Origin of the sequence: Pedobacter aquatilis, from assembly GCF_032678425.1 — a bacterium.
GTDB lineage: Bacteria > Bacteroidota > Bacteroidia > Sphingobacteriales > Sphingobacteriaceae > Pedobacter > Pedobacter aquatilis_B.
The window spans coordinates 42290-69215 of the sequence record NZ_JAVTSG010000002.1 but is presented as its reverse complement, the minus strand read 5'-3'; the positions used below and the strand labels follow the sequence as shown (position 1 = coordinate 69215).

20 protein-coding genes, 1 tRNA gene and 1 riboswitch are annotated in these 26926 nt (G+C 38.0%); of the genes, 10 read left to right on the top strand and 11 right to left on the bottom strand.

The genetic code is table 11. The features are described 5' to 3' along the window. Positions 1–271: 271 nt before the first annotated feature. Positions 272–931 carry an endonuclease III gene (gene nth / locus R2Q16_RS06290; protein ID WP_316735860.1) on the top strand — a complete coding sequence of 220 codons (660 nt, stop codon included), beginning with the start codon at positions 272–274 and terminating at the stop codon, positions 929–931. Positions 932–1052: 121 nt separating this feature from the next. After that, on the top strand, positions 1053–2081 hold the full coding sequence (recA, locus tag R2Q16_RS06285; RefSeq protein WP_316735859.1) for a recombinase RecA: 1029 nt from the start codon (positions 1053–1055) through the stop codon (positions 2079–2081). Positions 2082–2157: 76 nt separating this feature from the next. On the opposite strand, the gene R2Q16_RS06280 is transcribed toward recA, so the two are convergent. Both R2Q16_RS06280 and tsaD read right to left on the bottom strand, forming a co-directional pair. Beyond that, a complete protein-coding gene (locus R2Q16_RS06280) occupies positions 2158–2355 on the bottom strand; it encodes a hypothetical protein (protein WP_231463494.1) in 198 nt (65 codons plus the stop codon). 184 nt (positions 2356–2539) lie between these two features. Continuing rightward, positions 2540–3541 (bottom strand): tRNA (adenosine(37)-N6)-threonylcarbamoyltransferase complex transferase subunit TsaD, encoded by a 1002-nt coding sequence (gene tsaD, locus R2Q16_RS06275; RefSeq protein ID WP_316735856.1) that lies wholly within the window; start codon positions 3539–3541, stop codon positions 2540–2542. A gap of 74 nt (positions 3542–3615) precedes the next feature. Between tsaD and R2Q16_RS06270 the strand changes: the two genes are divergently transcribed. Continuing rightward, positions 3616–8040 (top strand): translocation/assembly module TamB domain-containing protein, encoded by a 4425-nt coding sequence (locus R2Q16_RS06270; protein WP_316735855.1) that lies wholly within the window; start codon positions 3616–3618, stop codon positions 8038–8040. Positions 8041–8220: 180 nt separating this feature from the next. Here R2Q16_RS06270 and R2Q16_RS06265 read toward each other — a convergent pair whose 3' ends face one another. The 3 genes from R2Q16_RS06265 to R2Q16_RS06255 all read right to left on the bottom strand — a co-directional run bounded on the left by R2Q16_RS06265 (position 8221) and on the right by R2Q16_RS06255 (position 11389). After that, on the bottom strand, positions 8221–9432 hold the full coding sequence (locus tag R2Q16_RS06265; RefSeq protein ID WP_316735854.1) for a bifunctional 3,4-dihydroxy-2-butanone-4-phosphate synthase/GTP cyclohydrolase II: 1212 nt from the start codon (positions 9430–9432) through the stop codon (positions 8221–8223). Positions 9433–9554: 122 nt separating this feature from the next. Then, positions 9555–10979: an LptF/LptG family permease gene (locus tag R2Q16_RS06260; RefSeq protein ID WP_316735853.1), complete on the bottom strand. Its 1425-nt coding sequence runs from the start codon at positions 10977–10979 to the stop codon at positions 9555–9557. Between the two features lie 29 nt (positions 10980–11008). Then, positions 11009–11389, bottom strand: a complete 381-nt coding sequence (locus tag R2Q16_RS06255) for an START-like domain-containing protein (protein WP_316735851.1) — start codon at positions 11387–11389, stop codon at positions 11009–11011. 137 nt (positions 11390–11526) lie between these two features. On the opposite strand from R2Q16_RS06255, the gene R2Q16_RS06250 reads away from it, so the two are divergent. Both R2Q16_RS06250 and R2Q16_RS06245 read left to right on the top strand, forming a co-directional pair. Next, positions 11527–11600: transfer RNA gene (locus R2Q16_RS06250), tRNA-Met, on the top strand. 214 nt (positions 11601–11814) lie between these two features. Continuing rightward, positions 11815–13536: a hypothetical protein gene (locus tag R2Q16_RS06245; RefSeq protein WP_316735850.1), complete on the top strand. Its 1722-nt coding sequence runs from the start codon at positions 11815–11817 to the stop codon at positions 13534–13536. A 170-nt stretch (positions 13537–13706) separates the two neighbouring features. On the opposite strand, the gene R2Q16_RS06240 is transcribed toward R2Q16_RS06245, so the two are convergent. The 3 genes from R2Q16_RS06240 to R2Q16_RS06230 all read right to left on the bottom strand — a co-directional run bounded on the left by R2Q16_RS06240 (position 13707) and on the right by R2Q16_RS06230 (position 16894). Beyond that, positions 13707–14162 carry a hypothetical protein gene (locus R2Q16_RS06240; protein ID WP_316735848.1) on the bottom strand — a complete coding sequence of 152 codons (456 nt, stop codon included), beginning with the start codon at positions 14160–14162 and terminating at the stop codon, positions 13707–13709. A gap of 693 nt (positions 14163–14855) precedes the next feature. After that, positions 14856–15422 carry a hypothetical protein gene (locus R2Q16_RS06235; protein WP_316735847.1) on the bottom strand — a complete coding sequence of 189 codons (567 nt, stop codon included), beginning with the start codon at positions 15420–15422 and terminating at the stop codon, positions 14856–14858. A 911-nt stretch (positions 15423–16333) separates the two neighbouring features. Then, positions 16334–16894, bottom strand: coding sequence for a helix-turn-helix transcriptional regulator (locus tag R2Q16_RS06230; protein ID WP_316735845.1), 561 nt, complete (start codon positions 16892–16894; stop codon positions 16334–16336). A 349-nt stretch (positions 16895–17243) separates the two neighbouring features. On the opposite strand from R2Q16_RS06230, the gene R2Q16_RS06225 reads away from it, so the two are divergent. Further along, positions 17244–17654 (top strand): hypothetical protein, encoded by a 411-nt coding sequence (locus R2Q16_RS06225; RefSeq protein ID WP_316735844.1) that lies wholly within the window; start codon positions 17244–17246, stop codon positions 17652–17654. A gap of 144 nt (positions 17655–17798) precedes the next feature. Here R2Q16_RS06225 and R2Q16_RS06220 read toward each other — a convergent pair whose 3' ends face one another. From R2Q16_RS06220 to R2Q16_RS06210, 3 genes are all read right to left on the bottom strand, one after another. Beyond that, positions 17799–18350 carry a dihydrofolate reductase family protein gene (locus R2Q16_RS06220; RefSeq protein ID WP_316735843.1) on the bottom strand — a complete coding sequence of 184 codons (552 nt, stop codon included), beginning with the start codon at positions 18348–18350 and terminating at the stop codon, positions 17799–17801. A 408-nt stretch (positions 18351–18758) separates the two neighbouring features. Beyond that, positions 18759–20984 carry a S41 family peptidase gene (locus R2Q16_RS06215; RefSeq protein WP_316735841.1) on the bottom strand — a complete coding sequence of 742 codons (2226 nt, stop codon included), beginning with the start codon at positions 20982–20984 and terminating at the stop codon, positions 18759–18761. 725 nt (positions 20985–21709) lie between these two features. After that, positions 21710–22171 carry an Lrp/AsnC family transcriptional regulator gene (locus R2Q16_RS06210; protein WP_316735840.1) on the bottom strand — a complete coding sequence of 154 codons (462 nt, stop codon included), beginning with the start codon at positions 22169–22171 and terminating at the stop codon, positions 21710–21712. A 161-nt stretch (positions 22172–22332) separates the two neighbouring features. Next, a riboswitch (cobalamin riboswitch) is annotated at positions 22333–22514 on the top strand. A gap of 180 nt (positions 22515–22694) precedes the next feature. Between R2Q16_RS06210 and R2Q16_RS06205 the strand changes: the two genes are divergently transcribed. Genes R2Q16_RS06205 through R2Q16_RS06190 form a run of 4 tightly spaced genes read left to right on the top strand, consistent with a single transcriptional unit; the run spans position 22695 to position 26892 of the window. Further along, complete coding sequence (locus R2Q16_RS06205; protein ID WP_316735839.1) at positions 22695–23699, top strand: DUF1852 domain-containing protein; 1005 nt, start codon at positions 22695–22697, stop codon at positions 23697–23699. 26 nt (positions 23700–23725) lie between these two features. Further along, positions 23726–24760: a methionine synthase gene (locus tag R2Q16_RS06200; protein ID WP_316735838.1), complete on the top strand. Its 1035-nt coding sequence runs from the start codon at positions 23726–23728 to the stop codon at positions 24758–24760. Positions 24761–24776: 16 nt separating this feature from the next. Further along, on the top strand, positions 24777–25772 hold the full coding sequence (locus R2Q16_RS06195) for a bile acid:sodium symporter family protein (protein WP_316735836.1): 996 nt from the start codon (positions 24777–24779) through the stop codon (positions 25770–25772). Positions 25773–25776: 4 nt separating this feature from the next. Next, a complete protein-coding gene (locus tag R2Q16_RS06190) occupies positions 25777–26892 on the top strand; it encodes an alkene reductase (protein WP_316735835.1) in 1116 nt (371 codons plus the stop codon). Positions 26893–26926 lie beyond the last annotated feature (34 nt).

The window sequence follows — 26926 nt, the reverse complement described above, 5'->3', positions numbered from 1 at the left end:
TCCTGCACAAATCCAATGTTTCTAAACCCGATTGTAACGAAAATACTTTTTAATTTGTAGTCCACTTAAATACACCGTTATGCTGAGGCACGAAGCAACTGTAACCGATGAAACACCTGCCTGCCGCAGGCAGGGATTCTTCGTTCCTCAGAATGACAGAAGTTAAATAAAAAGATTGTAGTAAAAAGCGGGACGAATTGAGCCAAGAATTGTTCGCTTCAATTTTCTAATAATTTCTAATGCATGTAAAAATACCTGCCTATATTTGTCCATGCTTAAAAAAGAACGGTATAAACTTTTTGTTGAACATTTTTCGGCCAAGCAGCCAGATGCAGAAACAGAACTCCATTACAATAATCCTTATCAGCTTTTGGTGGCGGTAATTTTATCGGCTCAGTGTACCGACAAAAGAGTGAATATGGTTACGCCAGCACTTTTTCAGCGTTTCCCAAATGCCAAGGCGCTTGCCGAAGCTACACCAGATATTGTTTTCGATTACATCAGAAGCATTAGTTACCCAAATAATAAAGCCAAACATTTAGTTGGAATGGCGAATATATTATTAAATGAATTTAATAATGTTGTACCATCGGGCATTGATGATTTACAAAAAATGCCTGGTGTGGGTAGAAAGACGGCAAATGTTATCGCCTCGGTGATATACAACGCACCTGCAATGGCAGTTGATACGCACGTTTTTCGTGTAGCAAACAGGCTGGGTTTAACCAATGGAAAAACACCTTTGGCTGTAGAAAAAGATTTGGTTAAACATTTGCCAGAACACGATATTCATATTGCACACCATTGGCTAATTTTACATGGACGCTATGTTTGTGTAGCCAGAAGCCCTAAATGCGACATTTGCGAGATTACATATATGTGTCGCTATTTTGAAAAACTTCAAAAGCGCAATGTCTTAGAAAAAGTTTAAAAATATTTTTACTTTACTATTGACATTAGCTAAAAAACAATTAACTTAGCTAAATATTTTAGTATATAAGTTTTTAACATTTGATTTTAGCCGATAGATTAGTTTTATATTTACGCCTTACATGAAAGAAAAAATGAGTGCAACTGCCAACACAGATAAATTAAAAGCATTACAGCTTACTTTAGATAAATTAGAGAAATCGTATGGTAAAGGTACGATAATGAAATTAGGTGATACCGCTGTTGAGCCATTGGAATACATTTCAACTGGTTCAATCAGTTTAGACATTGCTTTAGGCATTGGCGGTATTCCAAAGGGTCGTATTATCGAAATTTATGGTCCGGAATCTTCTGGTAAAACCACTTTAGCAACACATATAATTGCAGAAGCGCAGAAAAAAGGCGGTATTGCCGCATTTATTGACGCGGAGCATGCTTTTGACCAGTTTTATGCTAAAAAGTTAGGTGTAGATACAGATAACCTCTTAATTTCTCAACCAGATAACGGTGAGCAAGCTTTAGAAATTGCTGATAATTTGATTCGTTCAGGCGCAATTGATGTAATCGTAATTGACTCCGTTGCAGCCTTAGTACCAAAAAGTGAAATTGAAGGCGAAATGGGCGACAGTAAAATGGGCTTACATGCCCGTTTGATGAGTCAGGCGTTACGTAAATTAACGGGTACAATTTCAAAAACCGGATGTTGCTGTATTTTCATTAACCAATTACGTGATAAAATTGGTGTAATGTTTGGTAATCCTGAAACCACAACTGGTGGTAATGCATTAAAGTTTTATGCTTCGGTACGTTTAGATATTCGTAGAATCTCTCAAATTAAAGATACTGACGAGGTTTCTGGTAACCGCGTTAAAGTAAAAATTGTAAAGAACAAAGTTGCCCCTCCTTTCCGTATTGCTGAGTTTGACGTAATGTTTGGAGAAGGTATTTCTAAAAATGGTGAAATTATTGACTTAGGTGTTGATTTCGGCATCATCAAAAAAGCTGGTTCTTGGTTCTCTTACGGTGATACCAAATTAGGACAAGGTAGAGATGCTGTTAAACAACTTTTAAGTGATAACCCAGAATTAGCAGAGGAACTAGAAGCTAAAATTAAAACCGAAGTAACTGGCGATAAATTAGAAGAAAAATAGTATAATTCTTATAAACAAAAACAGTCCCGATTATTAATTTAATCGGGACTGTTTTATTTAATAGCCATTTTAAAACTTAATTCTGGCTGAAAATGGCGTTAAAATCTTTGGTTACATAAACGATAACCAATATTGCCGCAATAAGTAAGGCGCCTAAAATAATTACACCCCAACTCCCCTTCAATTTATTTTTATCTTTTCTTATCAGATAGTATAAAATTCCCATCAGAGGAATTGCGCAAACTATCCAAAATACTAATGATGCTCCAGTCATATATTTTTTTTTAATCAGTGGTCAGTTTATAGTTTTCAGTGGTCAGGAGATTATTCAGTAACTCAAAAACTAAGTTTCAATTATCAAAACTAAAAAACCAAGTTTCAATTCTCAATGCTTAATTATCAAATAGCAATTCAACAATTAATCAATCACACCTCACCAAACCCTGTGTAATCATTTTCTAAAATTCCATTCTCGCTAAAGGCGAAACATCCTGGCCAACAAACTCTTGTTTCAAAAACTTGTGGTAGCCTGCAATTGCAATCATGCCTGCATTGTCGGTACAATATTGAAAAGCCGGAATGTAAACGTTCCAACCCAAATCAACAGCTGTTTGCTCTAATGTATTTCTTAGTCCAGAATTAGCAGAAACACCACCTGCAATGGCTATCTCTTTTATATTATACTGCCTCGCTGCCTTTTTTAGTTTATTCATCAAAATCTGAATAATACTATACTGAACAGAGGCACAAATATCGTTTAAATTTTCAGCAATGAAATTAGGGTTTTCCTTTTCCTGCTTGCGAATAAAATATAAAATTGAAGTTTTAAATCCGCTGAAACTAAAATTCAAATCAGCAATTTGAGGTTCGGCAAATTTATAAGCTTTAGGATTTCCCAACTGCGCATGTTTATCAATTAATGGTCCGCCGGGATAAGGTAATTGTAAAATCTTAGCTGTTTTATCAAAAGCTTCTCCAGCGGCATCATCTAAAGTTTCGCCCACTATTTCCATGTCGAAATAATCCTTAATCAGCACAATTTGTGTGTGGCCACCCGAAACCGTTAAGCATAAAAAAGGAAATTTCGGTTTTGGTTCATCTATAAAATGTGCCAAAATATGCGCATGCATATGGTTAACAGAAATTAGCGGTAAATTTAAAGCCAATGCAAAAGATTTCGCAAAAGAAACACCAACTAAAAGAGAACCTAATAAACCCGGTCCTTGCGTAAAGGCAACAGCATTTATGTCCTCTTTTGTAACCTTTGCATTCAATAATGCTTGTTGTACAGCCGGCACAATATTTTGTTGATGTACCCTTGAAGCCAATTCAGGGATTACGCCACCATAATTTTCATGAATTGTTTGGTTTGCAATAACATTGGCCGTAATTTTGCCGTTGTTACATATAGCAACTGAAGTATCGTCGCAAGAGGACTCTATAGCAAGTATAATAGACAAATTATTTTTATTTAAGCTGCAAAATTATTAAAAAACTATTTAAAATACTCCTTTGGGTAATCGCATCAATAATTTTGCTGCTTGCGCTTCTTATTTTTTCACTGCAGTTTAAACCTGTTCAAACTTTTTTTGCGAAAAAAGCAGCGGCGTATTTATCAAAGGAGCTTAATACTACTGTTTCTATTAAAAGCTTATACATCAAGCCTTTTAAGTCAATTGTTCTTGAAGAACTATTGGTACTCGACCTTCAAAAAGATACCCTACTAAGTACACCAACCTTGATGGTCGATATTAATCAATTATCGATTGATAAAAAGATAATCGACATCAATACAATTCAACTTAATAACGGGCAGTTCTTCTTAAAAGATTTCAAAGATAATTCTTCTAACCTCGATTTCATTATTAATTATTTTGATGATGGTAAGGTTACTGTAAAGAAAAAGAAGAAACCATTCAAAATGGATTTCGGAAGAATCATTGTCAATAATCTCGCCTTTAAATACAAAAACTATAAGGCAAAAGACACGGTTCAAGGTAATAGCGTAAACTTCGACAATGTTGATGTAAAAAATTTGAGCGTTATTTTAGAGGGGCTTGATACTAAAAACCATATCCTTAAAACCAATATTAAAAACCTGACGTTAAGAGAACGAAGCGGTTTCTATTTAAAGAATTTGACGGCAGAAACTACGGTTGACACCAATGCTATCGAACTCAAAAAATTATTGCTGGTCACTAATCAAAGTAGATTAACGGACTATTACCGGATGCAGTTTAAAACTTTCAGAGACTTTAACCATTACATTGATAATGTTCGGATGAAGGCGATTTTTAAAGATAGTCACATCACTTCTAAAGATGTAGCCTACTTTGCACCCGAGTTAAGCACCATGAAAATGGAGTTAGATGTTGATGGTCAGATTACAGGTTTGGTGAATAACCTCAAAGCCAAAAAACTATCCATAAGATCGGGAAAGGCCACGCACATAAAAGGCGATTTTGTAATTAAAGGTTTACCTAAATGGGAAGAAACCTTTATGGATTTAAAAATCGAAATGGCCGGAACCAATAAAACTGATTTAGATGAAGTTTTAGCTGGCATCACCGGAAAGAAAAAGAAGATAGTACCTGCTATTGTAAGTAAGTTTGGCAACATTAACTTTAACGGCAGTTTTACGGGTTTTCAAAACGATTTTATTGCATATGGCGAATTCAAGACGAAATTAGGTCGTATTGTTTCGGACGTAAACATGAAAATCGACAAGAACGATGTTCCATCTTACACCGGAAATGTTAAAACCTACGACTTTAATATTGGCAATCTTTTAGAGGAAAAAACCTTAGGCCGAATTACCTCATCATTATATGTAAAAGGTAGAGGTACTGAACTTAAAGAGCTTACGGAGCAAATCGAGGGCGATGTTGATTACATCGACTTTAACAATTACCGATACCGAAACGTTAAAATTAACGGAACATTCGATAAAAAGTATTTTGATGGAAAACTAACCATCAACGATAAAAACATTAAACTGGATTTTGATGGTGGCGTAAACCTGAACCCGAAATTACCAGTTTTTAACTTTAACGCTACCATAACCGGTGCCAGGTTAAAAGCACTTAAGCTGATTAAGGATTCGCTTCGCGTTGATGCTAAATTCAACACCAATTTTTCGGGAACAGACCTAAATAACATCGAAGGGCGGTTAAGAATTCAGGAGATTGTGCTTAAAAATCCTAAAGGAACCTACAGTATCGATTCCGTTGAATTGACAGCGAACGGCAGTGGTGTAGATCGCCACCTGACCATCAAATCGGATCTCTTAGATGCCAGTATTGATGGAAAGTATGATTTGAATTCCATCGGCTCTTACTACAAGGCAATTGCCAAAACCTATGTACCTTCATTCCAAACACAGATAATTAAGTTTCAAGAGCAGATTTTTCAGTTCAATTTAAAGGTTAAGCGATTTGAACCTTTGGCGCAATTAATTTCCCCTGGACTGGAGTTATCAGAAGGCGCAAACTTTATCGGAAATTTCGATTCGAGGAATAATACGGCCACCCTAAACGGATTTATCAAAAATCTAAAATACCAGGGGGTTGTGGTGAATAACATCATTATTGATGAAAACACCACACCGCAGCAACTTCAGCTTAACGTAACATCAGATAGGGTTCAACTGAACGATAGTTTATTTGTTAAAGATTTTAACGTTTCGAACATTCTGAGAAATGATAGTTTGGCATTTAACATTAAAACGTCGAGTGCAGATAATTCTAACCAATTAGATTTAAACGGACTTGTAGAATTTACTAAAAACCAAGATACAACCGCTCGTTTAAGTATTTTGCCATCCATCCTGCAGATTAATAATGAAGAATGGAGGATTCAGGAAAAGGTTCGCATTGTTTTAAATAATGGCAAAACGGAAATCAAGAACTTCGATTTAACGAACGATAAGCAACAAATTACGATTGATGGTTTAATATCAGAAGACCCGAAAGATTTGCTTGAGGTAGGCTTTCAGGATTTCAACCTAAAAACCATTAATTTCTTTACCAAGGGATTTGGCGTTAAGCTTGCCGGAAATGTAAACGGCAAAACGAATATTTATGGCATTTTAAAAGCACCGAGGGTTAACGATGATATTAAAATCGACTCGTTAAACTTTAATGATATTTATATAGGTACGCTTACCGACACGTCTTCATTTAACGAGAACAACAAAATAAATGTTTATACCCGGATTACGGCCAATGATTCTGAAACGTTTAAAGTAACCGGAGGTGTAGATTTAAAAGAAAAAGAGCTTGATTTAAATATCAAGATGGATGAAAGCAAACTCACCATTTTTGAGCCTTTTGTTAAAAAGCTTGTATCCAATCTGAAAGGAAATGTATCCTCAGATTTAACGGTTAAAGGTAAACTAGATGACCCGAAAATCAATGGAACGCTCTCTTTAAACAAAGGGCAATTGATGGTGAATTACCTTAAAACGACCTACGTCATTAGCGATAAAGTTAATGTAGAAAATAGTGTAATTACCCTGGATGATTTTAAACTAGCCGATTTAGAAGGACATGAAGCCAAGGCAAATGGCAGTGTTGATTTGAACAATATTGACGACCCAACGCTTGATATTACGGTAAATGCAGAAGACTTCATGGCACTGAATACCACCTCTAAAGATAATTCTGTTTATTTTGGTAAGGCTTACGGTACAGGGGTTTTCAAATTTAACGGCCCGACCAGTAAAATGAAGATTGACATCAAAGCTAAAACTGAAAAAGGAACGGTTTTTAATCTCCCGTTAAATAGTTCAGAAACGGTTTCAGATAAAGATTTCATTAATTTCATCAGTAGAGATTCGGCGAAGGTGGTCAAAAAAGTAACTACTTTCGACGGTTTAACCTTAACATTCAAATTAACGATTGATCCGAATACGACCGCTAATATTTTTACGACTCTGGGTAATTTAAGTGGTAAGGGCAACGCTGAATTGAACTTGAACATTAATAGTTTAGGCGATTTCGAGATGTCTGGAGATTATATTATCGAAACCGGAAGTTTTGATTTTACCGCACAGGAAGTTATCAATAAGAAATTCGAAATCAGGCAAGGCGGAACCATCCGCTGGACCGGAAACCCGACGGCAGCACAAATCAACCTAAAGGCTGTTTATGCACTTCGTGCCAACTTAAATGAATTGTACAAAGCAGCCAATAGAGATGCGAGTAGTAATGCCAACCAAAGGGTCAATACCGAAGTAGAAATGGGCTTAACCGGGCTTTTATTACAACCGGATATCAAGCTTGATATTAATTTTCCGGCGCTACCTGCAATTAAGGAAGAGCTTCAAACTTACTTCAGCGACCAAAATAACCTGAATTTGCAGGCTTTCAGTTTAATTATCAGAAGGAGTTTTGCGCCTGGTAATGGTGGTGAATCTATTGGTAAGCAATTGGGCTCTAGCGTTTCGAGTACGGCAACCGAGTTGGTATTTAACCAGTTTAATAATGTATTATCATCACTAAACTTAAACTTTGTCGATTTGAACGTAAAGTCGCTTAGTGAGGCCAACGCTTCATTTAAGTTCTTCAATGACAGGCTTATTATCAATGCCGGAATTGTAGACAGAAACAGTCTGAATGATTTTACAGTGATCGATTTCTCTAAAAACAATGTAGGTAGCGAACTTGAGGCTGTATTTTTGATCAGAAAAGATGGAAGTTTAACTGGAAAACTAGCCAACAAACCACCAACACAGCAAAGTATTTTCTTAAATAGCGGTATCAGTTCTACGGCAAATGTTACCTCTGTAGGTTTGGTTTACACACAACAGTTCGACACATTTAAGGAGTTTTTGCAAAAATTATCGGGTGCTTACAGAAGAAACTTGAAAAAGAAGGAAGCAGAACAACCTGTTAAAACAAATCGCACCATCAATAAGGAAGCGATTATTAACCAGAATAAGAATAATCAGAGAAGATAGGAATTCAGTTGCGGGTTGCCTGTTATCTGTTACTAGTCAGGATGTTTAAATGAATCAAGACAGGTAACTGATAACTCAAAACAGATAACAGTTATTGGTCGACAGTCGTAGATGCATATAAATAAAAAAGTTGTCAGTTGAACCCAAACAGGTAACTGACAACTCCCAACTGATAACAGTTTACCCTTTCATAATCGAATGGCCCATCTTATCTCTTTTGGTTTTTAAATAACGTTCGTTGTGTACGTTGCTTTCTATTTCAATCGGAATATTTTCTACAACCTCTAAACCGTAGCCAATTAAACCGGCACGTTTAGTTGGGTTGTTGCTCATTAACCTCATTTTGGTTACACCATGTAATCTTAAAATCTGTGCACCAACGCCGTAATCACGTTCATCGCCCTTAAAACCTAATTTGATATTGGCTTCAACGGTATCAAAACCTGCGTCCTGTAGATTATAAGAACGCAATTTATTAATCAATCCAATACCACGTCCTTCCTGATTCATATAAACAACCACACCTTTTCCTTCCTTCTCAATCATTTCAAGCGCTTTATGTAACTGCGGACCGCAATCGCAACGGCAAGAACCAAAGATATCGCCCGTTACGCAAGAACTGTGTACACGAGCTAAAATCGGTTCACCTTCTGTCCATTCTCCTTTAGAGATGGCTAAATGCGTTGCGTTATTATCCAGTTGGGTATAAGCGGTCATTTTGAAATCACCCCAAGCCGTTGGCAAATCGATAGTGACTTCTTGTTTTACTAAACTATCCACTGTTAAGCGATAGGCGATTAAATCTTCAATAGAAATAATCTTTAGCTGGTGCTGCTCTGCAATTTTAAATAAATCCGGTAGGCGAGCCATCTCCCCATCTTCCTTAAGTATCTCTACCAAAACGCCAGCAGGTTTAAAACCCGCAAGACGGGCTAAATCTACAGCCGCTTCGGTATGTCCTGCACGTCTGATAACCCCACCATCCTTCGCCATTAGCGGGAAAATATGACCTGGTCTGCCCAATTCATCTGGATTGGTATTTGGATTGGCCAATGCCAGCATCGTTTTAGAACGGTCGCTTGCAGAAATTCCGGTAGTGCAACCATGCCCTACCAAATCAACTGATACCGTAAAATTCGTTTCATAGGCTGCTGTATTTTTGCCAACCATTAAATTCAGGTTTAGCTCATTACAACGTTCTTCAGTTAGCGGGGCACAAATTAAGCCACGCCCATAAGTCGCCATAAAATTGATAACTTCTGGTGTTGCATTTTCTGCAGCGGTTAAAAAGTCACCTTCGTTTTCTCTATCTTCATCATCTACAACGATGATAACTTTACCGGCTTTGATGTCGTCAATAGCCTCTTGTATGGTGTTTAATTTTGTTTGCATTTTTATAAAGTACAAATTGCCTATTATCAGATATTAAATCTTGAATAGATTGATACAAAGGTACAACCTTATTGAGCAATATAATTATGATTATATCATTTGTAAGTAAACGATAAGAGATTTTATTTTTGCTTTATCCTGAAGAGCTTAATGAAAAATTGTTTGTAGTAGTTTACGTCGAACAATGCCGAATCTACTGTAGCCTTATAGGTTAAAAATACAGCTAAGGGTGTAAGTATAATAAAGGCCAGCCACATCCCCAATATCGGGTTTAAATTGCCTTCTCTTGCAGATTTCTCGGCAACTGTAGTGATGATGTGGTAAATCAGGAAAAAAATAATGGCGATTACGACAGGCAAGCCCATCCCACCCTTTCTGATGATTGCCCCTAATGGCGCACCAATAAAAAATAACAGAATACAAGATGCAGCGAGGGTAAACTTACGCTGATACTCTACGCTGGTAAAAATAATTTCTTCCTTTAAATCCTGCTGTACCGGAGCGCCATAATCTAAACCTTGTTTCATGGTTGCAACAATGTTTGCTGCATTCTGAACACTTTGAAGTCTATAACCATTCGGAATATTCTTCAGGATATCGTTATCAATCTTTTTAGGCGCAATTTTAACTTTGGTGTAACCCAGTGCAATATTGGTTTGCTTAAAGTTATTCCCCAAAGTGCGGGCCCGGTTTATGTTCAGCGTATCCATTTTTTTAACTAATGAATCCCGCTTTTTATCGATGCCTTTAAGATTTAGCATCACTGTATTATTGCCGAAACTGCCCTGGTCGGTCTTTTGCATATCAAAGGATGCCATATCAAACTTTGGCTGAGTTTCCTTGAATCGGCTTCTGTATAATATTTGCCTTGGGTTGTAAACCCCGCTCGAACTGGCTTGCTCCTCGTAAGTTACCCCATTTTTCAGGTTAAATATTAAGTATTTGCCATCCGGTGATTTATTTAATTCGCCCTCTTTTGCCAGAATAACTTTTGGGATGCCATTAGTACCCTTATGATCGTAAATCATAATGCCAAACATTTTTCCATCTTCATCCTTACTGTCTACACGAATGGAATAATCTGGAATGCTATTGTTAAATACGCCGGGTTTTATCAGGAAAGCCAGTTTTTTATTCCGAACATCAAACATTAGGGAATAAAATTTAAGATTGGCTTTTGGAAGCATGTAATTGGAGAATCCAAATGAACCGATGGTGAGCATCAGTATCAACACAAAAAGGGGTTGCATGGCCTTTTGTAAGGATATACCCGCCGCTTTTATGGCAACCAACTCGTAGTTTTCACCAAGCGTTCCGAAAGTCATGATGGAAGAGAGCAAAACAGAAAGTGGCAGAGCCATAGAAATTTGCACCATCGATTGATAGTACATGAGTTCGAGTATAGTGTACCACTCGAAGCCCTTTCCGATGATATCATCAACATATTTAAATAGAAAGAACATCAGCAGAATAAACATCATCACAAAAAATGTGCTGATGAATGGCCTGATGAATGCTTTTATAATTAGAAGATGTATCTTTTTCACCCTACAAAGGTAAACAATGCATATTTATTTTATGCACCCAAAACACTTATCAGGTAATCAATCTGGTTATCCCAAATTAATTTTTTCTCTGAAAGGAGGTCGTCTGTAGTAAAATCAGTTATAGAAAGCGCAACATCGTTGGTTAGTTCGTCTTGCACAATTTCCATCTCAAAATAGCATTGTGGTTCGTCGTCCAGCCACTTAAACTTCACTAATTTGTTTTCTTTTACCGCAATTAGCTTTGCTTTTTGCTGTTCGTCATCCCAGGTAAAGGTGTAAACCTGATCGCGAAAATTAACATCATCTGCAAACCATTGCGACAAGCCATTTGGCTCACTTATAAAGCTATACAAAATTCGTGGCGACGATTTAACCTCGTACTCAAGCGTAAATTTTTTCTTTTCTGCCATGTTAATTCATTGCCCGAATATTACTGCGGACTATTTTTTTAATATTATTTTTTTAAAGAAAGGTAATTTATTCTATATTTGCAACTCCAAAAAATAACCACCTAAATATTTGATAATATAAGCAAATATTTTTACCCGGCGGGGTAGCTCAGATGGTTAGAGCGCAGGATTCATAACCCTGAGGTCGGCAGTTCGATCCTGCTCCCCGCTACTGCTTAAAAAGCCTTGAGAAATCAAGGCTTTTTTTTGTTTATAGGGTTTTTGTTTATTCTATTGGGAATTGTAATTAATTATTGTTTGGAGATGAGTTGGGGGGCATGGCGAAGAACGAAAAAAAATCAATCCATTTTTAAACAAACTCTAATAATAAAATTGTAATTCTCATTAGAATTTCAGAATTTTAAAGATTTTGAACTCAGTAATCTATGAATAAATTTTTTACTATTGTAGCGTCTGTATTATTATTTCCTTGGTTCAATTCATATGCACAAGATACTATTCCTCACATCAAAGGCAATATTAAAATTTCGGTTAAAGCAGGAACATTCGAGTGTGATTTAGTGGTATCGAATATGCCACGGTTAAAAAATTATTTTTTTAGGCTTAATTCCGGTATGAATATTCGCTACATCAAGAATGCTGAACCAAATATGTTGCCGCTCGCCTATGAAAAATCACTGAAAGATACGCTTTCATCAGGTGAATCATCCGCTTACTATATACCTTCTTGGTCAGAATTCGGAAAATATCTTCCCTATACAGTTCGTTTCAATTATGTTGGCATGTACCCTGTTATAACTGATACATCGAGTGTTTCAGACTGGAGGGGAAACATTGCATTTAATGGCACTTCGCTTAGAGTTGACGGACTACAAAGCGCATGGTATCCAATACTTTATGATGCAAAAACAGATAAGAGGTACGAAAAGGTTACATATGATTTAAATATTAACTGTAACGATTGCAAAGTAATCTACTTAAATGGCAATAACCCTGTAAATGGTACAAGTGCCGTTCTTAAAAGTAATTCACCTCAAGACATAACAATGTTTGCTGGGGATTTTAAGTCAACTGTTATAAACGATAAGTATTTTTTAAATTCGGATGCTGATGATGTTGTGTTAAACGACTTAGAAAAAGAGCTTCACTCGTATCAAGAATATTTACAGAAAAAGTTAAATATTCCATATAAAGGAAAAACGGTATATATTCAAACAACACCTGTATCTAAAAACGATTCCTGGCTATTTGTTTCTTATCCCTCCATCATAAAAGTTGGCTGGGAAGACGGGATGAAATCTTTTCAAGATAAGAATAACCGCCCTTATTTCTTGCATTACATGGCCCATGAACTTTCGCACTATTATTTTGGAACAGTTCGTTCTTTCAACTCCGAAATTGGGGACATGATATCTGAAGGTTTTGCAGAGTTTCTGGCAATGCGTATTACGAGGGATTTCATGGGCGACTCTGTTTACCAAGAAAATTTAAAATTAAAAGTCCGTTCTATGCGCAATTTAACACCTGTTCCTGTAGGGAAGATACTCTCTAAAGCGGATTACAAGAATCGTGAATTATATTCATACTATTATTCGCCACTACTTTTTTCAGCCATAGAAAAAGAGATTGGTGAATACAAGATGTGGAAATGGATGAGTCTATTGCTACAATTGCCAACGGTAAAGACAAATTACATTTTTTTCGGAAAGACATTGAGGGAGGCAGTAGCTGATCAAAATAAATATGATCTAATAAGAGAAAAATATTTAGTTAATAATAACAGCTATCGAAACATAATATCAACGCTGGGTTTGTCAACTAGTGAAGAGCTGGTTTCTAAAGATGAACAAACAAAGGCAAAAAAATACTACTACTTTTATTTTTCTCGACCACGTACAGATATAGGTTCATCACAAAACAAAACAATTTTACATACTGAAATTGGGGAAGTAATATGCTCTCAAAAAGAACTAATGGATTTAAGGGAAGGAATTTATTTTAAGGTGAAACGAAAATTTGATAATGAATCAGGGAGTACAGGTGACTTTAATACCTACGAAACGTTAGAGAAAGCTAAAGAGGCCTTAAAGCGATGGTTAGCTAGATATAATAAAGATGGTAAAATGCTAGTCAAGATAATTAGGTAAACTAACCTACAACATTTTTTTTCAGTGCTCGCCAATTTGAAATATTATAAAGGTGTTTTAAATAACGGCATAAGCCCCCTCTGCTTTAAGTGTTCCAACGGATCTCTTAAATCTCTTTTGAAAACTCAGGTCTCCAGACCGAGATACAGCAGCTACATAAACAATATTGGTCAAAGCCCCTCTTTCCTGAGCCAAAGATTATCGCATTCGCTTTCATAAATTACAGTAAAACCAGACATATAATGTTTGCTGACTAATAAATAATGTAGTTGTGGTGAAGGCAATTCACTATATCCAACAATACGCTTACCTTGAATATAAAGCAAGAGGATGGAGTTTTCAGGCATCCCAGAATAACCTATCAATTGCCCTAAAACGTAATGGTTTTCGAAGTTAAAGGCCTCTAAAGATTTAGGCAATGCATATCCTGTTACAACTACCAGGCTATCCCATTTTATTGGTATGAAAGAACATAAGTCTAGCTTTAAACTGTCAGATTTATCATTATTTTTAAGAGAAAGAATTTGCGCATCAATAGGTTTTTTCAGATCAACATTTTGCACTGTTGACTTGCAGGCTAAAAATAATGACAAGGCCATTAACAATAGATAAACATCTTTCCTCATACTTTATTCATTAGTATAAACCAATGCTGAAAGGTAAAATTCAAATGTTAATTCCATATCATTTGAAGATTATCAGACGCTAATTTGTGAAATAATAAATAATGTGCCTTTTTGTTTACAAGCGTTTCTTTTAGATTTTTAGGATTAGAAATCCTAATTTATCATTATTTCGAGATGTCTTGCGGAACATCTCCCCCCTGGTTTAAGTGTTCCAACGGATCACTTAAATCCCTTTTGAAAACTCAGGTCTCCAGACCGAGATACAGCAGCTACATAAATAATATTGGCAAAAACCCCTCCCTTTCTTCATAGGAGTATAAATTCAGTTTTTCGCTACATCGTTTTTGCTTCATTTTCAGACAAAGTCTTAGTTTTTATTTTAGATTTAAGTGGCCGCTGAAATAGCGAACAATAAACCAGTTGGGTTAAGGAGGGTATCATTTTTTTGAATAAAAGAAAAAAGATTGCTTCGGCTCGCACAAACCCGGCCTCGCAATGACGCCTGTAAGAATCATGCTGTTCAAGATGTTAGTATTAACGCATCTTGAACTTAAGATAAGCGCGGATTTGCAATCCAGCTATATATCATCACATTTATAGTGCAAAGATAATTTCGTTTTAGGATTAGAAATTCTAATTTATCATTACTTCGACATGCCCTGCGGAACATCTCGAACAGAAGGGAAGTATAAATTATTCATAATAACCTATCGTGTCAATTAGCCATTTGCCATCATTACGAGATAATGTAAAAATCATCTTATTATCGTAGGCTTTTATTCTGTACTGTATTATAGCCTTATTACTGATTACTGCATACTTCTCAAACACACCATCTTTATAGTGGTCATATATTAATTCGGGCTCTAATGTTTGCAAAATTATACTGCTCTCTAACCCGTCAATTTTAATAATTGTATTTTTTGGAAGCTTTGGTTCACCATCCAGTGTTTTTCCAACATCGTAAAAATGTTGTCGTAAATTATTAATAAACAATTCAGAAAATAAACCTGATTTCTTGAATCTGTTTAAAAAAACCTCGACCCCTAATTTGTCTATGGATCTTTTTTTTAGGTTCCCAATAATGGTTTCTTTCACCAGATTGAATCGCCGCTCTTGGGGTGCAGGCTTATCCTCATCAAATTCGAAGAATTTTAAAACTGTTACCTTTATGGAGTCGGATGGATCGCCCTGTTTCGGTTGTGTAGCGCCAATATGGTACGCACAAATGAATAAAATTATCAGAATCTGCCTTTTCATTAGTTTTAGGAATATTTTTCGTACTTGGGTTAATATAAAAATCATGATGACCTTGAATCGAATTTGTTTTTACGACTCATGCTGTTCAAGATGTTAGTATTAACGCATCTTGAACTTAAGATAAGAGCGGATTTGCAATCCAGCTATATATCATCACATTTATAGTGCAAAGATAATTTCGTTTTAGGATTAGAAATCCTAATTTATTATTATTTCGAGATGCCCTGCGGAACATGGCGAAGAGCAGAGTAGATTGTTAAGCAATTTTAAAAGATTTCTCCGCAAGGTCGAAATGACGAGAAGGTCAAATGTTAATTGCTTACAGTCTTGCTTTATATGGCAAGCGGCATTATTTTTTCGAATAATAAAAAAAGATTGCTTCGGCTCGCACAAACCCGGCCTCGCAATGACGAGTTACCGGTAGGCTTTGTTGCGCCATGCTATCCGACCTTGGAAATGTTGGAAGGAGAAGCCGTTGAAAATTTTACACTAACATTCATGAACCGAAGAACCAAAACAGCGGTCAGTCCAATTCTTCATTGGACCTAATCCGCTGTTGCAATTAATTTTCAGCGAGCTAATCCGACAACAGTTCCCAGTCTTGATTTTTGGTTACCTTTTTATCAAGAAACCTGCGAAGCAAGCTTGAAAGCAATTAAAAAAATCATTATCGCTGAAAAAAGGTAAAAGCCCGTCCGGCCAGGACAAAAAAAGATCGCTATGCTCAGGTTGGTTACCTTTTTATCAAGAAACCTGCGAAGCAAGCTTGAAACCAATTAAAAAAATCATTATCGCTGAAAAAAGGTAAAAAAGATTGCTTCGGCTCACACAAACCCGGCCTCGCAATGACGAGTTAGCGCGGGGTTATATGCTTTAATTCTACACTTCCACCCTGCCCCGCTCAACAAACCTCAACGCGTTTGCTCTACCATATTTTCTGGCATAGCAAAATACATATATTCATCTATAATTTCTTGTGCAGAAGTAATTTCAGCATTTAAAATAGTCATTTGGTGGCGCAATAACATTTGTTGCGGAAGTCCGCAGCGTTTTGATTTTTCCAGACACCTGATTTCGAGCACATCTACATAAGGATTTGGGGTTATTCTTTTTGAATTTATTTTGAGTTCTTTCAACAAAAGCCATAGTTTACGATTGCTGGCGTAGGCTTCTTCCATCAGCAAAAGTTTTTGCTGCGTGATTTCATATTTCTGCGCTGCACGTTTCTGATTATAGCTTAGTTTGTTAAGCATAGCCACGATAGCCTTTTGTTCGTTTAAACTTATTTTTTCGGTAGGCTGAATCCTGGCCGGATGCTCCAGAAAAACTTCGATGATGCTTAAGGTGGCCAAGGCTTGCGGATTAAGATCCCTTAAACCTTTTTCGTGCAAACTACTGGTGGTTTTATTACAGCCAATTAGTTTAGCCATATCTGTTTGTGTTAAGCCAATTTGAGTCCTTAATTTCTTCATAATTTAAACTATGGTTCAATTTAATCTTTTTTTGAAACAAAATAACGCGAAACAATTTTTTGTTTCGCGAAAAAAAGTTTCGCGCTGGCGAAACTTTTTTTCAACTCGCTACAAATTGTTTCGAAAAAAATTATTCGAAAATGTAGCCGAAAAATGCATTAAACCTAATTTTTTAGGAAAATTAGTAATTGACAGCTAAAATAAATATGGGGAAAATCAAAAATTAATTAAAATTGCTGACCTTTTATTTGTAAATTAAATCATACAAATAAAACCACAATATCATTGTTTATTAATGTAGATTTTACTACTATTAGGATATTATATATTAACACTTAATTTTTTTTAAATGAATTACTCAGTATCAACATTAACAACGGTAGCAGATTGCGACACCGTTCTGGCCCTCATCGACAAAGACAAAAAGGACTTATCGTTTAGGAAACTTTCTTTAGAACGCCAGCAGGAAAATTATGCGAACACCACCATTGAGGTATCGTCAGAAATTGAGGTGCTCAATGCAGAATTGGCGGCAGTAAACACCGTAATCGCCACCTTGCCGAATGGCGAAACCAAAGACGACAACATTAAAAGGCAAAAGAAGTTAGAGTATAACCTTTTTCTCTTAAGTAATCGTAAAGCGAATTATGGTGCCATCGCCTTGCTAGAAAAGGAGTTTAACATTGCTCGCGTGTTAAAAGAGCTGGAGGAAGCAGATGCTTTTGCCGCAGCGGTAATTACACGCAAATCAACTATCTAAAAACCCTATTGTGATCACATCCCAGGTGTATACCTATTGATATCGCTGTTCTTTGGTCCTTGTTCATTAATCCTTGTTCTTTGATCCTTGTTCATTAATCCTTGTTCCTAAACCAGTCAGGCATTTTTCGCCCTCCTTATTTCCTCATTTCTTACGATAAAATAGCGCTACACACCCATTTTTAAACGTTCGGGTTTCTACAAGTGTCAGTTTAAAATGCTCCGCTAGACTTCCGCTAGGCAATAAATGCCGTCCATTGCCAGTCATTACCGGGTGTACAACCAAATGGAATTCATCAATTAAACCTTCGGCCATCATTTCGGGCAACATACTTACGGTATCCACTGAAATGGTTTTTCCGGGCAGTTGTTTCTGTTTTCGCAATTCGGCCATAGGATTGGTCCTGATGATGGTGGTGTTGCCTGCTACGTTTTCAAGCGTTCGAGACACGACTATTTTATCAATACTGACCAGTCTTTCTGCAAACCGGCATTCTGCCGGACTGCCCGATGCATTTTGTGCCACATCTGCCCAGTATGGAAACATGAGTTCATACATCACCCGACCATAAAAAAGTAAATCTACATCGTCCATCATGGCCGCAAAGTATTCCATCAGTTCTTCGCTTGGTTCGCCAAGGGTATGGTCGCAATAGCCATCCAGGCTAATGTTCATTGCAAATGATACTTTTCTCATAACTCAAAAATAAGTATTGCACCTTTAAAGGCTTAGGGTTATCCGCGACAAATAAAAGGTATTTCAAGCCGAGGGGTTGTTTTGCATCGAAGAGATTGCTTCGGCCTGCATTCAATATGCCGTGCAGAGCATGGCTAAGAACTGGTCGACGAATTGAAAAAGATTGCTTCGGCTCGCTCTAGCCAGGCCTCGCAATGACGACTTAACTCGGGGTTTGTGTACTTAGCCATGCTATTCAAGATGTTAGTGTTAACGCATCTTGAACTTAAGATAAGAGCGGATTTGCAATCCAGCTATATATCATCACATTTATAGTGCAAGATAATTTTGTTTAGGATTAGAAATCCTAATTTATCAATAATCGACATGCCCTGCGGAACATTGCGAAGGGTGGGTTTTTTATAGAAACTAATTAGTATGTAAAATATTTATAGCTTTCTCAAGCAATTCGTCCTTTCCGTCAATCACCCCTTTAATTGTTGGTTTTACAAACACATCGATTTTCACTCCAACTCCTTGAGTTGGAGAATTATCAGGATAATAGATTCCCCGACTGGATATCATAGTTAAAATGCCTCCCGGAAGGACGATAGCAGTAATATCTCCATCTGCACCTGCAGTCTGACTGCCAATAACTTTGACATTTGGTGAACTCTGTAACGCCATTGCCGTGAACTCACCCTGGCTCTGGGTATCAGAGTTGACAATTACAACCACTTTCCCATTATACGAATCGCCAGCCTTACCAGAACCGTTGTATGCTGAATCTGTGATGATGATAGTGCCTGGATTAAGATAATCTACAGTAGAAAATTTTGCAAATAAACTTTTGGATGATTTAATGTAGTTCACAAAGGTATAAGGCATAAAGTCAGACGGATATTCTCTCAGGTCAATAATTATACCCTTGGTTTTTGTAAAAATCTTTTTCATTTCCGGCAATTCCGAATTCTGATACTTGCCTGCATTTACATAGCCAATTTTATTATCTATCAAATAATAAGCCCTTTCGTCTTTATGTTCTGGGTTTACGTAATTAGATTTACCCTTGAGCATTTGAATAGTCAACTTCATTGCCCTGCCCTTTCTTTTAAGTACAAATTGCAATTCCTCTTCATTAGTTCTCATTAGGTAATTCCATGGCAAGTCTCTCAATTGTGTCTCATAATTGGATGCAGACGTTAGGGGTAAATATTTTTTAATTAGTTTGTCAATTTTAACGCCATTGATTGATACAATGATGTCGCCTATTTTAACCTTCTCCTGAATATTCAGCGTGTCCGTGCGAAATCCGCTTACAATCAAATTATCTTCTACAAAGTCGGCACGAAAGGGAATGCGATATTTACCCTTGATTGATTCTAAGGTGGGATTATAATTCGAGATGTTTGCATGCGTATCCCTAATCGTCGCTATCAACCTTAATGTTGTAAGGGTATATTCTTTCGTATCCTTAGCAGCTATAAATTGAGGTATGAAATTTTTGAGTACCTGATTCCAGTCGTATTCAGTAATGTTTCTGTAGGGTGAAAAGTAATTTATGATAGACCAATATCGAAACAATGCAAGTAGCCTGTAACCTGTATCGGGAAATAGCATCTCGTCGTAGCTTTTCTCGTTGACGAATAAGGGTACACCAATGCTTGATTCTTTTTTAACCCAATAATTATCTTTACTGCCTCTGTTTTGTTGGATGTACCTAAGTTTATCTGACAAGCTTTTTGTTAAAATTTTTCCTGTAAACAGATCTCCATAATCTGGAAACATTAACACTTTTGAAGATGTAGGCATTTTACAGTTATCACACTTTCTGACCATCGGAAGGGAGTCTATATAAGCCTCTAAAGAATTATTAAGTTCGCTTATATTCTTACATTTAAGTGCGCTTGCTAAAATTTTGAATAACTCTCCATCCCAGTTCACATCTCCGCTGCCAGCATATGGATGGTGATACTTTAAAAATCCCCAAACCTGCCCCACTATAGCCAGATTGGCGACGTTGTTTGCGTTTATCTTGATATTATTTATCCAGGATGCATCCCGAAAAGAGGTATCCAGCTCAGCTTTCTTTGGGGGCATCCGCCTTAAACGACTGATGGGTTTTCCGTCCTTGTACAATTGGAAATTATCAAACCAGACTTTGCCTACCCCATCTATAATCCCTCCATAAGCTATTTTCATTAATTTTTTGGAGTAGTTGAGTTTGGTACTATATGCAGCCCAATCATGAGTGCCTGCAATCTTTTTATCAACCAATGTAGGGGGTCCATCAACTCCATCAACCTTTAACCATATTCCTGCATAACCGTTTTGAACATCGTCCATTTTCATATAGCCTCTCAATTCAATCATCCCCCCATCTTTGCCCACCGTATCGCCTTCCTCTATGTAAAAATAATTCCCTACTTCTTGTGGAGTATTATAATTAATTGAATTCTCGATTGATAAGCTATATTTTCCGTCAAATTTAATACCTGAATCTAATTTGATATTGTTGTAATTGGGTGCCTGAAATGACCATCCGTCAGGAAGTAAGCTAATCTGATTTACAGATTCAAATCCGCCGTTTGTGTCTGGTGATTCATTCCCTCCGAACAGTAAAACAATAATAAAAAACAGAAAATATTTTGACATTAATTTGGACTGAGATGTACGATATGCCGAACCTACTAATTAGTACCATAACAACAAAATCCAAGTAGTTCAAAATTTTACTATGTCCATCGTAAAATTTCCATGCAGTTCAAGATGTTTGTATTAACGCATCTTGAACATAATAAGAGCGGATTTGCAATCCAGTTAGATATCAATCCCATTCATATTGTAAAATAATTTTTTTCTAGGATTAGAAATCCTAATTTATCAATACTTCGACATGCCCTGCAGAACATGGCGAAGAGCGGAAATTTTATTGAATAATTAAAAAAGATTGCTTCGGCTCGTACAAACCCCGCCTCGCAATGACGAGTTAGCGGTAGGCTTTGCTGCGCCATGCTATCCGACCTTGGAAATGTTGGAAGGAGAAGCCGTTGAAAATTTTTAACAAACATTCATAAACCGAGAACCAAAACAGCGGATTAGGTCCAATGAAGAATTGGACCTAATCCGCTGTTGCAATTAAATTTTCAGCGAGCTAATCCGACAACAGTTCCCAGTCTTGATTTTTGGTTACCTTTTTATCAAGAAAAAGGTAAAAAAGATTGCTTCGGCTCACACAAACCCGGCCTCGCAATGACGACTTAACGATGGGCTGGTGCTAGGCTTTAGAACCTTGCACTGCAATATCGATTTTACGATGCCCATCCGGCCTAGCAGATTTGGAAGGAGAAAGAAGATAATGCCCCTTACTTCCGCCGATATTAAAAACTGATATTGTGTGTATTCTTAATCTCGGCCATCACGAAAGTACTATGTGTACTGCCAATACTTTCAACGGAACCTAATTTATTAAAAACAAAGTCTTGATAATGCTTCATGTCCCGGGCGAACACTTTCAGGAAGAAATCATAATCGCCAGAAATATTATAACATTCTACAACCTCCTCGATTTTGAGAATGTCCTCTACAAAGCTGTGGCCCACCTTTCGGTCGTGCTGTTTAAGCCTGATATTACAGAACACGATAAAACCCTGGTTGAACTTTTCAGGGTCGAGCAGCGCAATATATTTCTTGATGTAACCACTGGTTTCCAGGCGTTTTACACGCTGTACAACCGGCGACGGAGTCAGATTTACCTTCGCAGCGAGTTCCTTAATGGTATGACTTGAGTCGTTACCTAATATTTTTAATAGTTTCAGATCGATCTCATCCAATTGTTCCATAGCATAAATGACTGTTTCAGCAGATAAAAGTAAGAACAAACCGCATAAAAAATCAATAAATCTTTATTTCAAAGTAATTTCGGTTGAAATTATACTATAGTTCCGACTTTAATAACTGTTTATGTACCTTTGGACAGAGTTTAAAACTCGTGGTTCTTTGCTTTTCAGCAATCGGGAAAGGTTTTACTTAGCGGTGAATTAATAGGGAATCGTGTGCAAATCACGAGCTGTCGCGCAACTGTAAGTAACAAAAGGTTTTACCAATGATGGTCACTGTGCAAAACGGGAAGGCCGGTAAAAGCCGTTACAAGTCAGGATACCTGCCTTTTCTGAATTGACGATACTTCCGCGTAAAGAGGTTATTGGTCAGATTGTATAGCTTAAAGGTGCAAACCCTCAGGGGTTGGTTGTGCCCGTTTGGTTATACCTCTCCTTCTCTCATCCTTTCTTTTGCCTGTCGTATCCTGAATAATCAAGGGCTTTTTTTAATGATTATTAACCATTTAAAAAGTTAAAGAAATATATGGAAAACATCCAGGATACCATCAAAAATGAATTTGTGTTCACGCTAAAGCGCACTTGTTTAGATGAAAATTATCAGCCCGCAAGTCAAACGCGTCTGACCACCAATTTCGCAAACCTGGCCAGAGGAACTAACCGCCAGCAAAACTTACGTAATGCTTTAAATATGATTAACAATCGATTCAATGCATTGGCTCATGTAGATAATCCAAAAGGCGATCGTTACCATATAGAACTCGAAATCCTTACCGTAACCATGCACATCGATGATAAAAACGGCATTAACGATCTGCCGATGATTGAGGTTTTAAAAACGAATATTTTTGACCGTAAGACTGGTCAGCAAATCGAAGGTGTTGCCGGAAATAATTTTTCGTCTTATGTACGTGATTATGATTTCAGTGTCTTATTAATCAACTACAATAAAGATAAACCTAGTTTTAGCGTTCCCGAAAATTTTGGCGATTTACATGGAAAACTTTATAAGTGCTTTGTGAATTCGGCAACTTATAAAGCGCACTTTAAGATGTCGCCGATCATTTGTCTAAGTGTATCTGGAAACAAAACGTATACACGTACAGAGTATCAGCATCCGGTTCTGGGTTTTGAGTATCAGCAGGATCAGTATTCGCTTACCGATGAATATTTCGCTAAAATGGGCTTAAAAGTCCGTTTTTTCATGCCTGCGAACGCTGTCGCACCGATGGCTTTTTACCATTCGGGAGACCTGCTCAGTGATTATACTGATCTTGGTCTGATCAGCTCAATCAGCACGATGGAGACTTTCCAGAAAATCTATCGTCCTGAAATTTACAATGCAAATTCAGTGGCCGGGGAAATCTATCAACCAAGTCTTAAACACGAAGATTATTCACTGACCCGCGTAGAGTACGACCGCGAAGAGCGTAGCCGACTGGCCGTTGAACAAGGTAAATATGCCGAAGAGCATTTCATCAAACCTTATCAGCAAGTTCTTGAGCAGTGGTCTGCCAATTTCTCAATTTAATTAATACGACACATTAAAATTTTGCTATGACGAAGAAATTATTATTGCCCACTTCAATTGTGGGAAGTTTACCAAAACCTGCCTGGCTTGCACCACCCGAAAAACTATGGTCGCCCTGGAAATTGGAAGGCGAGCAGTTATCAGAAGGAAAACAGGATGCCTTACGTATTACACTGCAGGAACAGGAGCTGGCAGGATTGGATATTGTTTGTGATGGTGAGCAGACTCGCCAACATTTCGTGACCACCTTTATCGAACATTTAAGCGGTGTAGATTTTGAGAATCGCAAAACGGTGAGAATCCGTGATCGTTATGATGCGAGTGTTCCGATGGTTGTAGGCGATGTTGCCCGTCAAAAAGCAGTTTTTGTTGAAGACGCTAAATTTTTACGTAAACAAACTAACAAACCCATCAAATGGGCACTACCCGGACCGTTAACCATGGTCGATACCTTGTACGATGGGCATTATAAAAGCCGTGAAAAACTGGCTTGGGAATTTGCCAAAGCCCTCAATGAAGAAGCTAGGGAATTGCAGGAGGCCGGTGTAGATGTTATCCAGTTTGATGAGCCTGCATTTAACGTGTTCTTCGATGAAGTAAACGATTGGGGAATGGCAACGCTGGAAAGGGCAATTGAAGGTTTAAAGTGCGAAACTGCGGTACATATCTGCTACGGTTACGGAATACAGGCCAATAACGACTGGAAAAAAACATTGGGTTCAGAATGGCGTCAATACGAAGAAATTTTTCCAAAAATTCAAAAATCTAAAATTGATGTGGTATCATTAGAATGCCACAACTCAAATGTTCCTTTGGATTTGATGGAACTTGTTCGCGGTAAGAAAGTAATGGTTGGTGCCATAGACGTGGCAACGAACACAATCGAAACACCTGAAGAAGTTGCCAATACGCTGCGTAATGCCCTTAAGTTCGTAGATATCGAAAATCTTTACCCTTCTACAAATTGTGGTATGGCGCCATTATCCCGTAATGTGGCCAGAGGAAAGTTACGTGCGCTAAGTGCGGGCGCAGAAATTATACGCAAAGAATATGCGGGTTAGAATATATTAAAATACATTGAAGAAGTTATTAGCAACATTAAGTAAAGCAGGTTTCGACGGTTTCCTGCTCATGATAGGCATGATGATCCTGCTGGCCTATTTTTTACCGCAGCCGGGCATGGTTAAAAAACCTGTTTCGCTGGAGCAGATCGCTAATGCGGGCGTTTCGTTGATCTTTTTATTTTATGGCCTAAAATTGAGTGTAGAAAAATTAAAAGCAGGGCTTGTTAACTGGAAGATGCACATCATCGTCCAGTTGACAACCTTTTTGTTTTTTCCGCTCATCGTTCTGGCATCCCGCCCGCTGTTCGTTGGTACCGATTTCGAATTGCTTTGGTTGGGTATATTTTTTCTGGCGGCTTTACCATCCACCGTTTCCTCTTCGGTGGTCATGGTTTCCATCGCTAAAGGCAATATTCCCGCGGCCATTTTTAATGCGAGCATTTCCAGTTTAATCGGCGTAGTAGTGACACCGCTATGGGTTGGGCTATTCATCGCTTCTGCAACAGGCGATTTTAATGTCACCGAAATCGTCATCAAGTTGGTTCTTCAAGTGTTGTTACCGGTTGTCATTGGCATCAGTCTCAACGCACGTTTTGGCTCCATTGCTGAAAAGTATAAGAAACAATTGAAATACTTCGATCAGGCAATCATCCTGACCATCATTTACACGTCGTTCTGTAAGTCATTCTCCGAACATTTATTCGCAGGCTTTACCGCACTTGAACTTGCAGGACTTGCCGCAGGGATGATAGCTTTGTTTTTTGCCGTATTCTTTTGCGTTGGATTACTCAGCCGTTTGTTCGGCTTTTCGGACGAAGATCGCATCACGGTATTATTTTGTGGGTCTAAAAAGTCGTTGGTACACGGTACCGTCATGTCAAAAGTGCTATTTCAGCACAGTACCATCACCGGTATTGTATTACTGCCACTCATGCTTTACCATGCCTTGCAATTGATTGCCGCCAGCATTATCGCTCAGGGTATGGCCCGGCGAAAAGAAGAAAATTAATTCTATGAAGCTTTTAGAAAAAATACAATTGGGCGATCTCAGCTTAAAAAACAGAATCGCCATGGCGGCAATGACCAGGGGCCGAACAGACAGCAATGGTCTGGTAGGTGATACCACGGTAGAATATTATGCACAAAGGGCAAGTGCGGGTTTGCTGTTCAGCGAGGCCATCAGGATCAGTGAAGAAGCTACTGGCAGTCCGCTAACCCCGGGTATTTTTACCGATCAGCAAATAGCCGCCTGGAAGAAGGTAACCACAGCCGTGCACGCTAAAGGCGGTGTGATAATCGCCCAACTTTGGCATACCGGCCGTATGGGGCATTCTATAGATCGGAACGGCAGGTGCCCGCTTGCGCCGTCACCCCTGCCTATCCTTGGCATGCAGCATTTTACTTCTCAGGGGAGGAAGGATTTCGAGATACCTCAGGAAATGACAATCTCGGAAATCAGGCAAACCATAAGGGACTATGGCCAGGCCGCGAGAAATGCGATAGCGGCAGGTTTTGACGGGGTTACCCTTCACGCCTGCAATGGCTATCTGCCCAACCAATTCTTAGCTGAAAGTTCCAACCAAAGGACGGATGCTTACGGCGGCAGCATCCCCAACAAAGTCCGCTTCGTGTTGGAGGTGATGCAGGAATTGATCTTTGCAGTGGGTGGTGAAAAGGTGGGTATTAAAATTGCTCCTTTCCATTGTTATGGCGATGTGATACTTGATGACCCTGCCGCTACCTATGGCTACCTGATCGAAAAACTGAACGAAATGGACTTTGCCTATGTGGAACTTATGAGGTGCAGCCCAAATTTCCCTTCGCCTGAACATTATGCGGCTCAAGACGAGATCGAACTATTTGGCAGGAAAATCCGCCACGCAGTTATTGCAAATGCAGGATATGATAAGGCTTCTGCCGAAGCAGAACTTGAAAAAGGTGTTGCGAAGCTGATATCCTTTGGCAAGCTATACATCGCAAACCCCGACCTGCTGACACGGTTTGAAAAAAACGCCTTGCTTAGCGAGCCTGACAGGACCACGATGTATGGTGGTGGGGAACATGGATATATTGATTATCCATGCTTCGACGAAGAAAATGCTACAAAAATAGTAGATGGTCAGATTTAATTAAGTGATAATGAATTTAACGGAACGTATTCAA

Bases quoted from the DNA above. Each gene is read 5' to 3' on its own strand.
- nth (WP_316735860.1), top strand. From the start codon at position 272: ATGCTTAAAAAAGAACGGTATAAACTTTTTGTTGAACATTTTTCGGCC.
- recA (WP_316735859.1), top strand. From the start codon at position 1,053: ATGAAAGAAAAAATGAGTGCAACTGCCAACACAGATAAATTAAAAGCA.
- R2Q16_RS06280 (WP_231463494.1), bottom strand. From the start codon at position 2,355: ATGACTGGAGCATCATTAGTATTTTGGATAGTTTGCGCAATTCCTCTG.
- R2Q16_RS06265 (WP_316735854.1), bottom strand. From the start codon at position 9,432: ATGCAAACAAAATTAAACACCATACAAGAGGCTATTGACGACATCAAA.
- R2Q16_RS06255 (WP_316735851.1), bottom strand. From the start codon at position 11,389: ATGGCAGAAAAGAAAAAATTTACGCTTGAGTACGAGGTTAAATCGTCG.
- R2Q16_RS06245 (WP_316735850.1), top strand. From the start codon at position 11,815: ATGAATAAATTTTTTACTATTGTAGCGTCTGTATTATTATTTCCTTGG.
- R2Q16_RS06240 (WP_316735848.1), bottom strand. From the start codon at position 14,162: ATGAGGAAAGATGTTTATCTATTGTTAATGGCCTTGTCATTATTTTTA.
- R2Q16_RS06235 (WP_316735847.1), bottom strand. From the start codon at position 15,422: ATGAAAAGGCAGATTCTGATAATTTTATTCATTTGTGCGTACCATATT.
- R2Q16_RS06230 (WP_316735845.1), bottom strand. From the start codon at position 16,894: ATGAAGAAATTAAGGACTCAAATTGGCTTAACACAAACAGATATGGCT.
- R2Q16_RS06225 (WP_316735844.1), top strand. From the start codon at position 17,244: ATGAATTACTCAGTATCAACATTAACAACGGTAGCAGATTGCGACACC.
- R2Q16_RS06220 (WP_316735843.1), bottom strand. From the start codon at position 18,350: ATGAGAAAAGTATCATTTGCAATGAACATTAGCCTGGATGGCTATTGC.
- R2Q16_RS06215 (WP_316735841.1), bottom strand. From the start codon at position 20,984: ATGTCAAAATATTTTCTGTTTTTTATTATTGTTTTACTGTTCGGAGGG.
- R2Q16_RS06210 (WP_316735840.1), bottom strand. From the start codon at position 22,171: ATGGAACAATTGGATGAGATCGATCTGAAACTATTAAAAATATTAGGT.
- R2Q16_RS06205 (WP_316735839.1), top strand. From the start codon at position 22,695: ATGGAAAACATCCAGGATACCATCAAAAATGAATTTGTGTTCACGCTA.
- R2Q16_RS06200 (WP_316735838.1), top strand. From the start codon at position 23,726: ATGACGAAGAAATTATTATTGCCCACTTCAATTGTGGGAAGTTTACCA.
- R2Q16_RS06190 (WP_316735835.1), top strand. From the start codon at position 25,777: ATGAAGCTTTTAGAAAAAATACAATTGGGCGATCTCAGCTTAAAAAAC.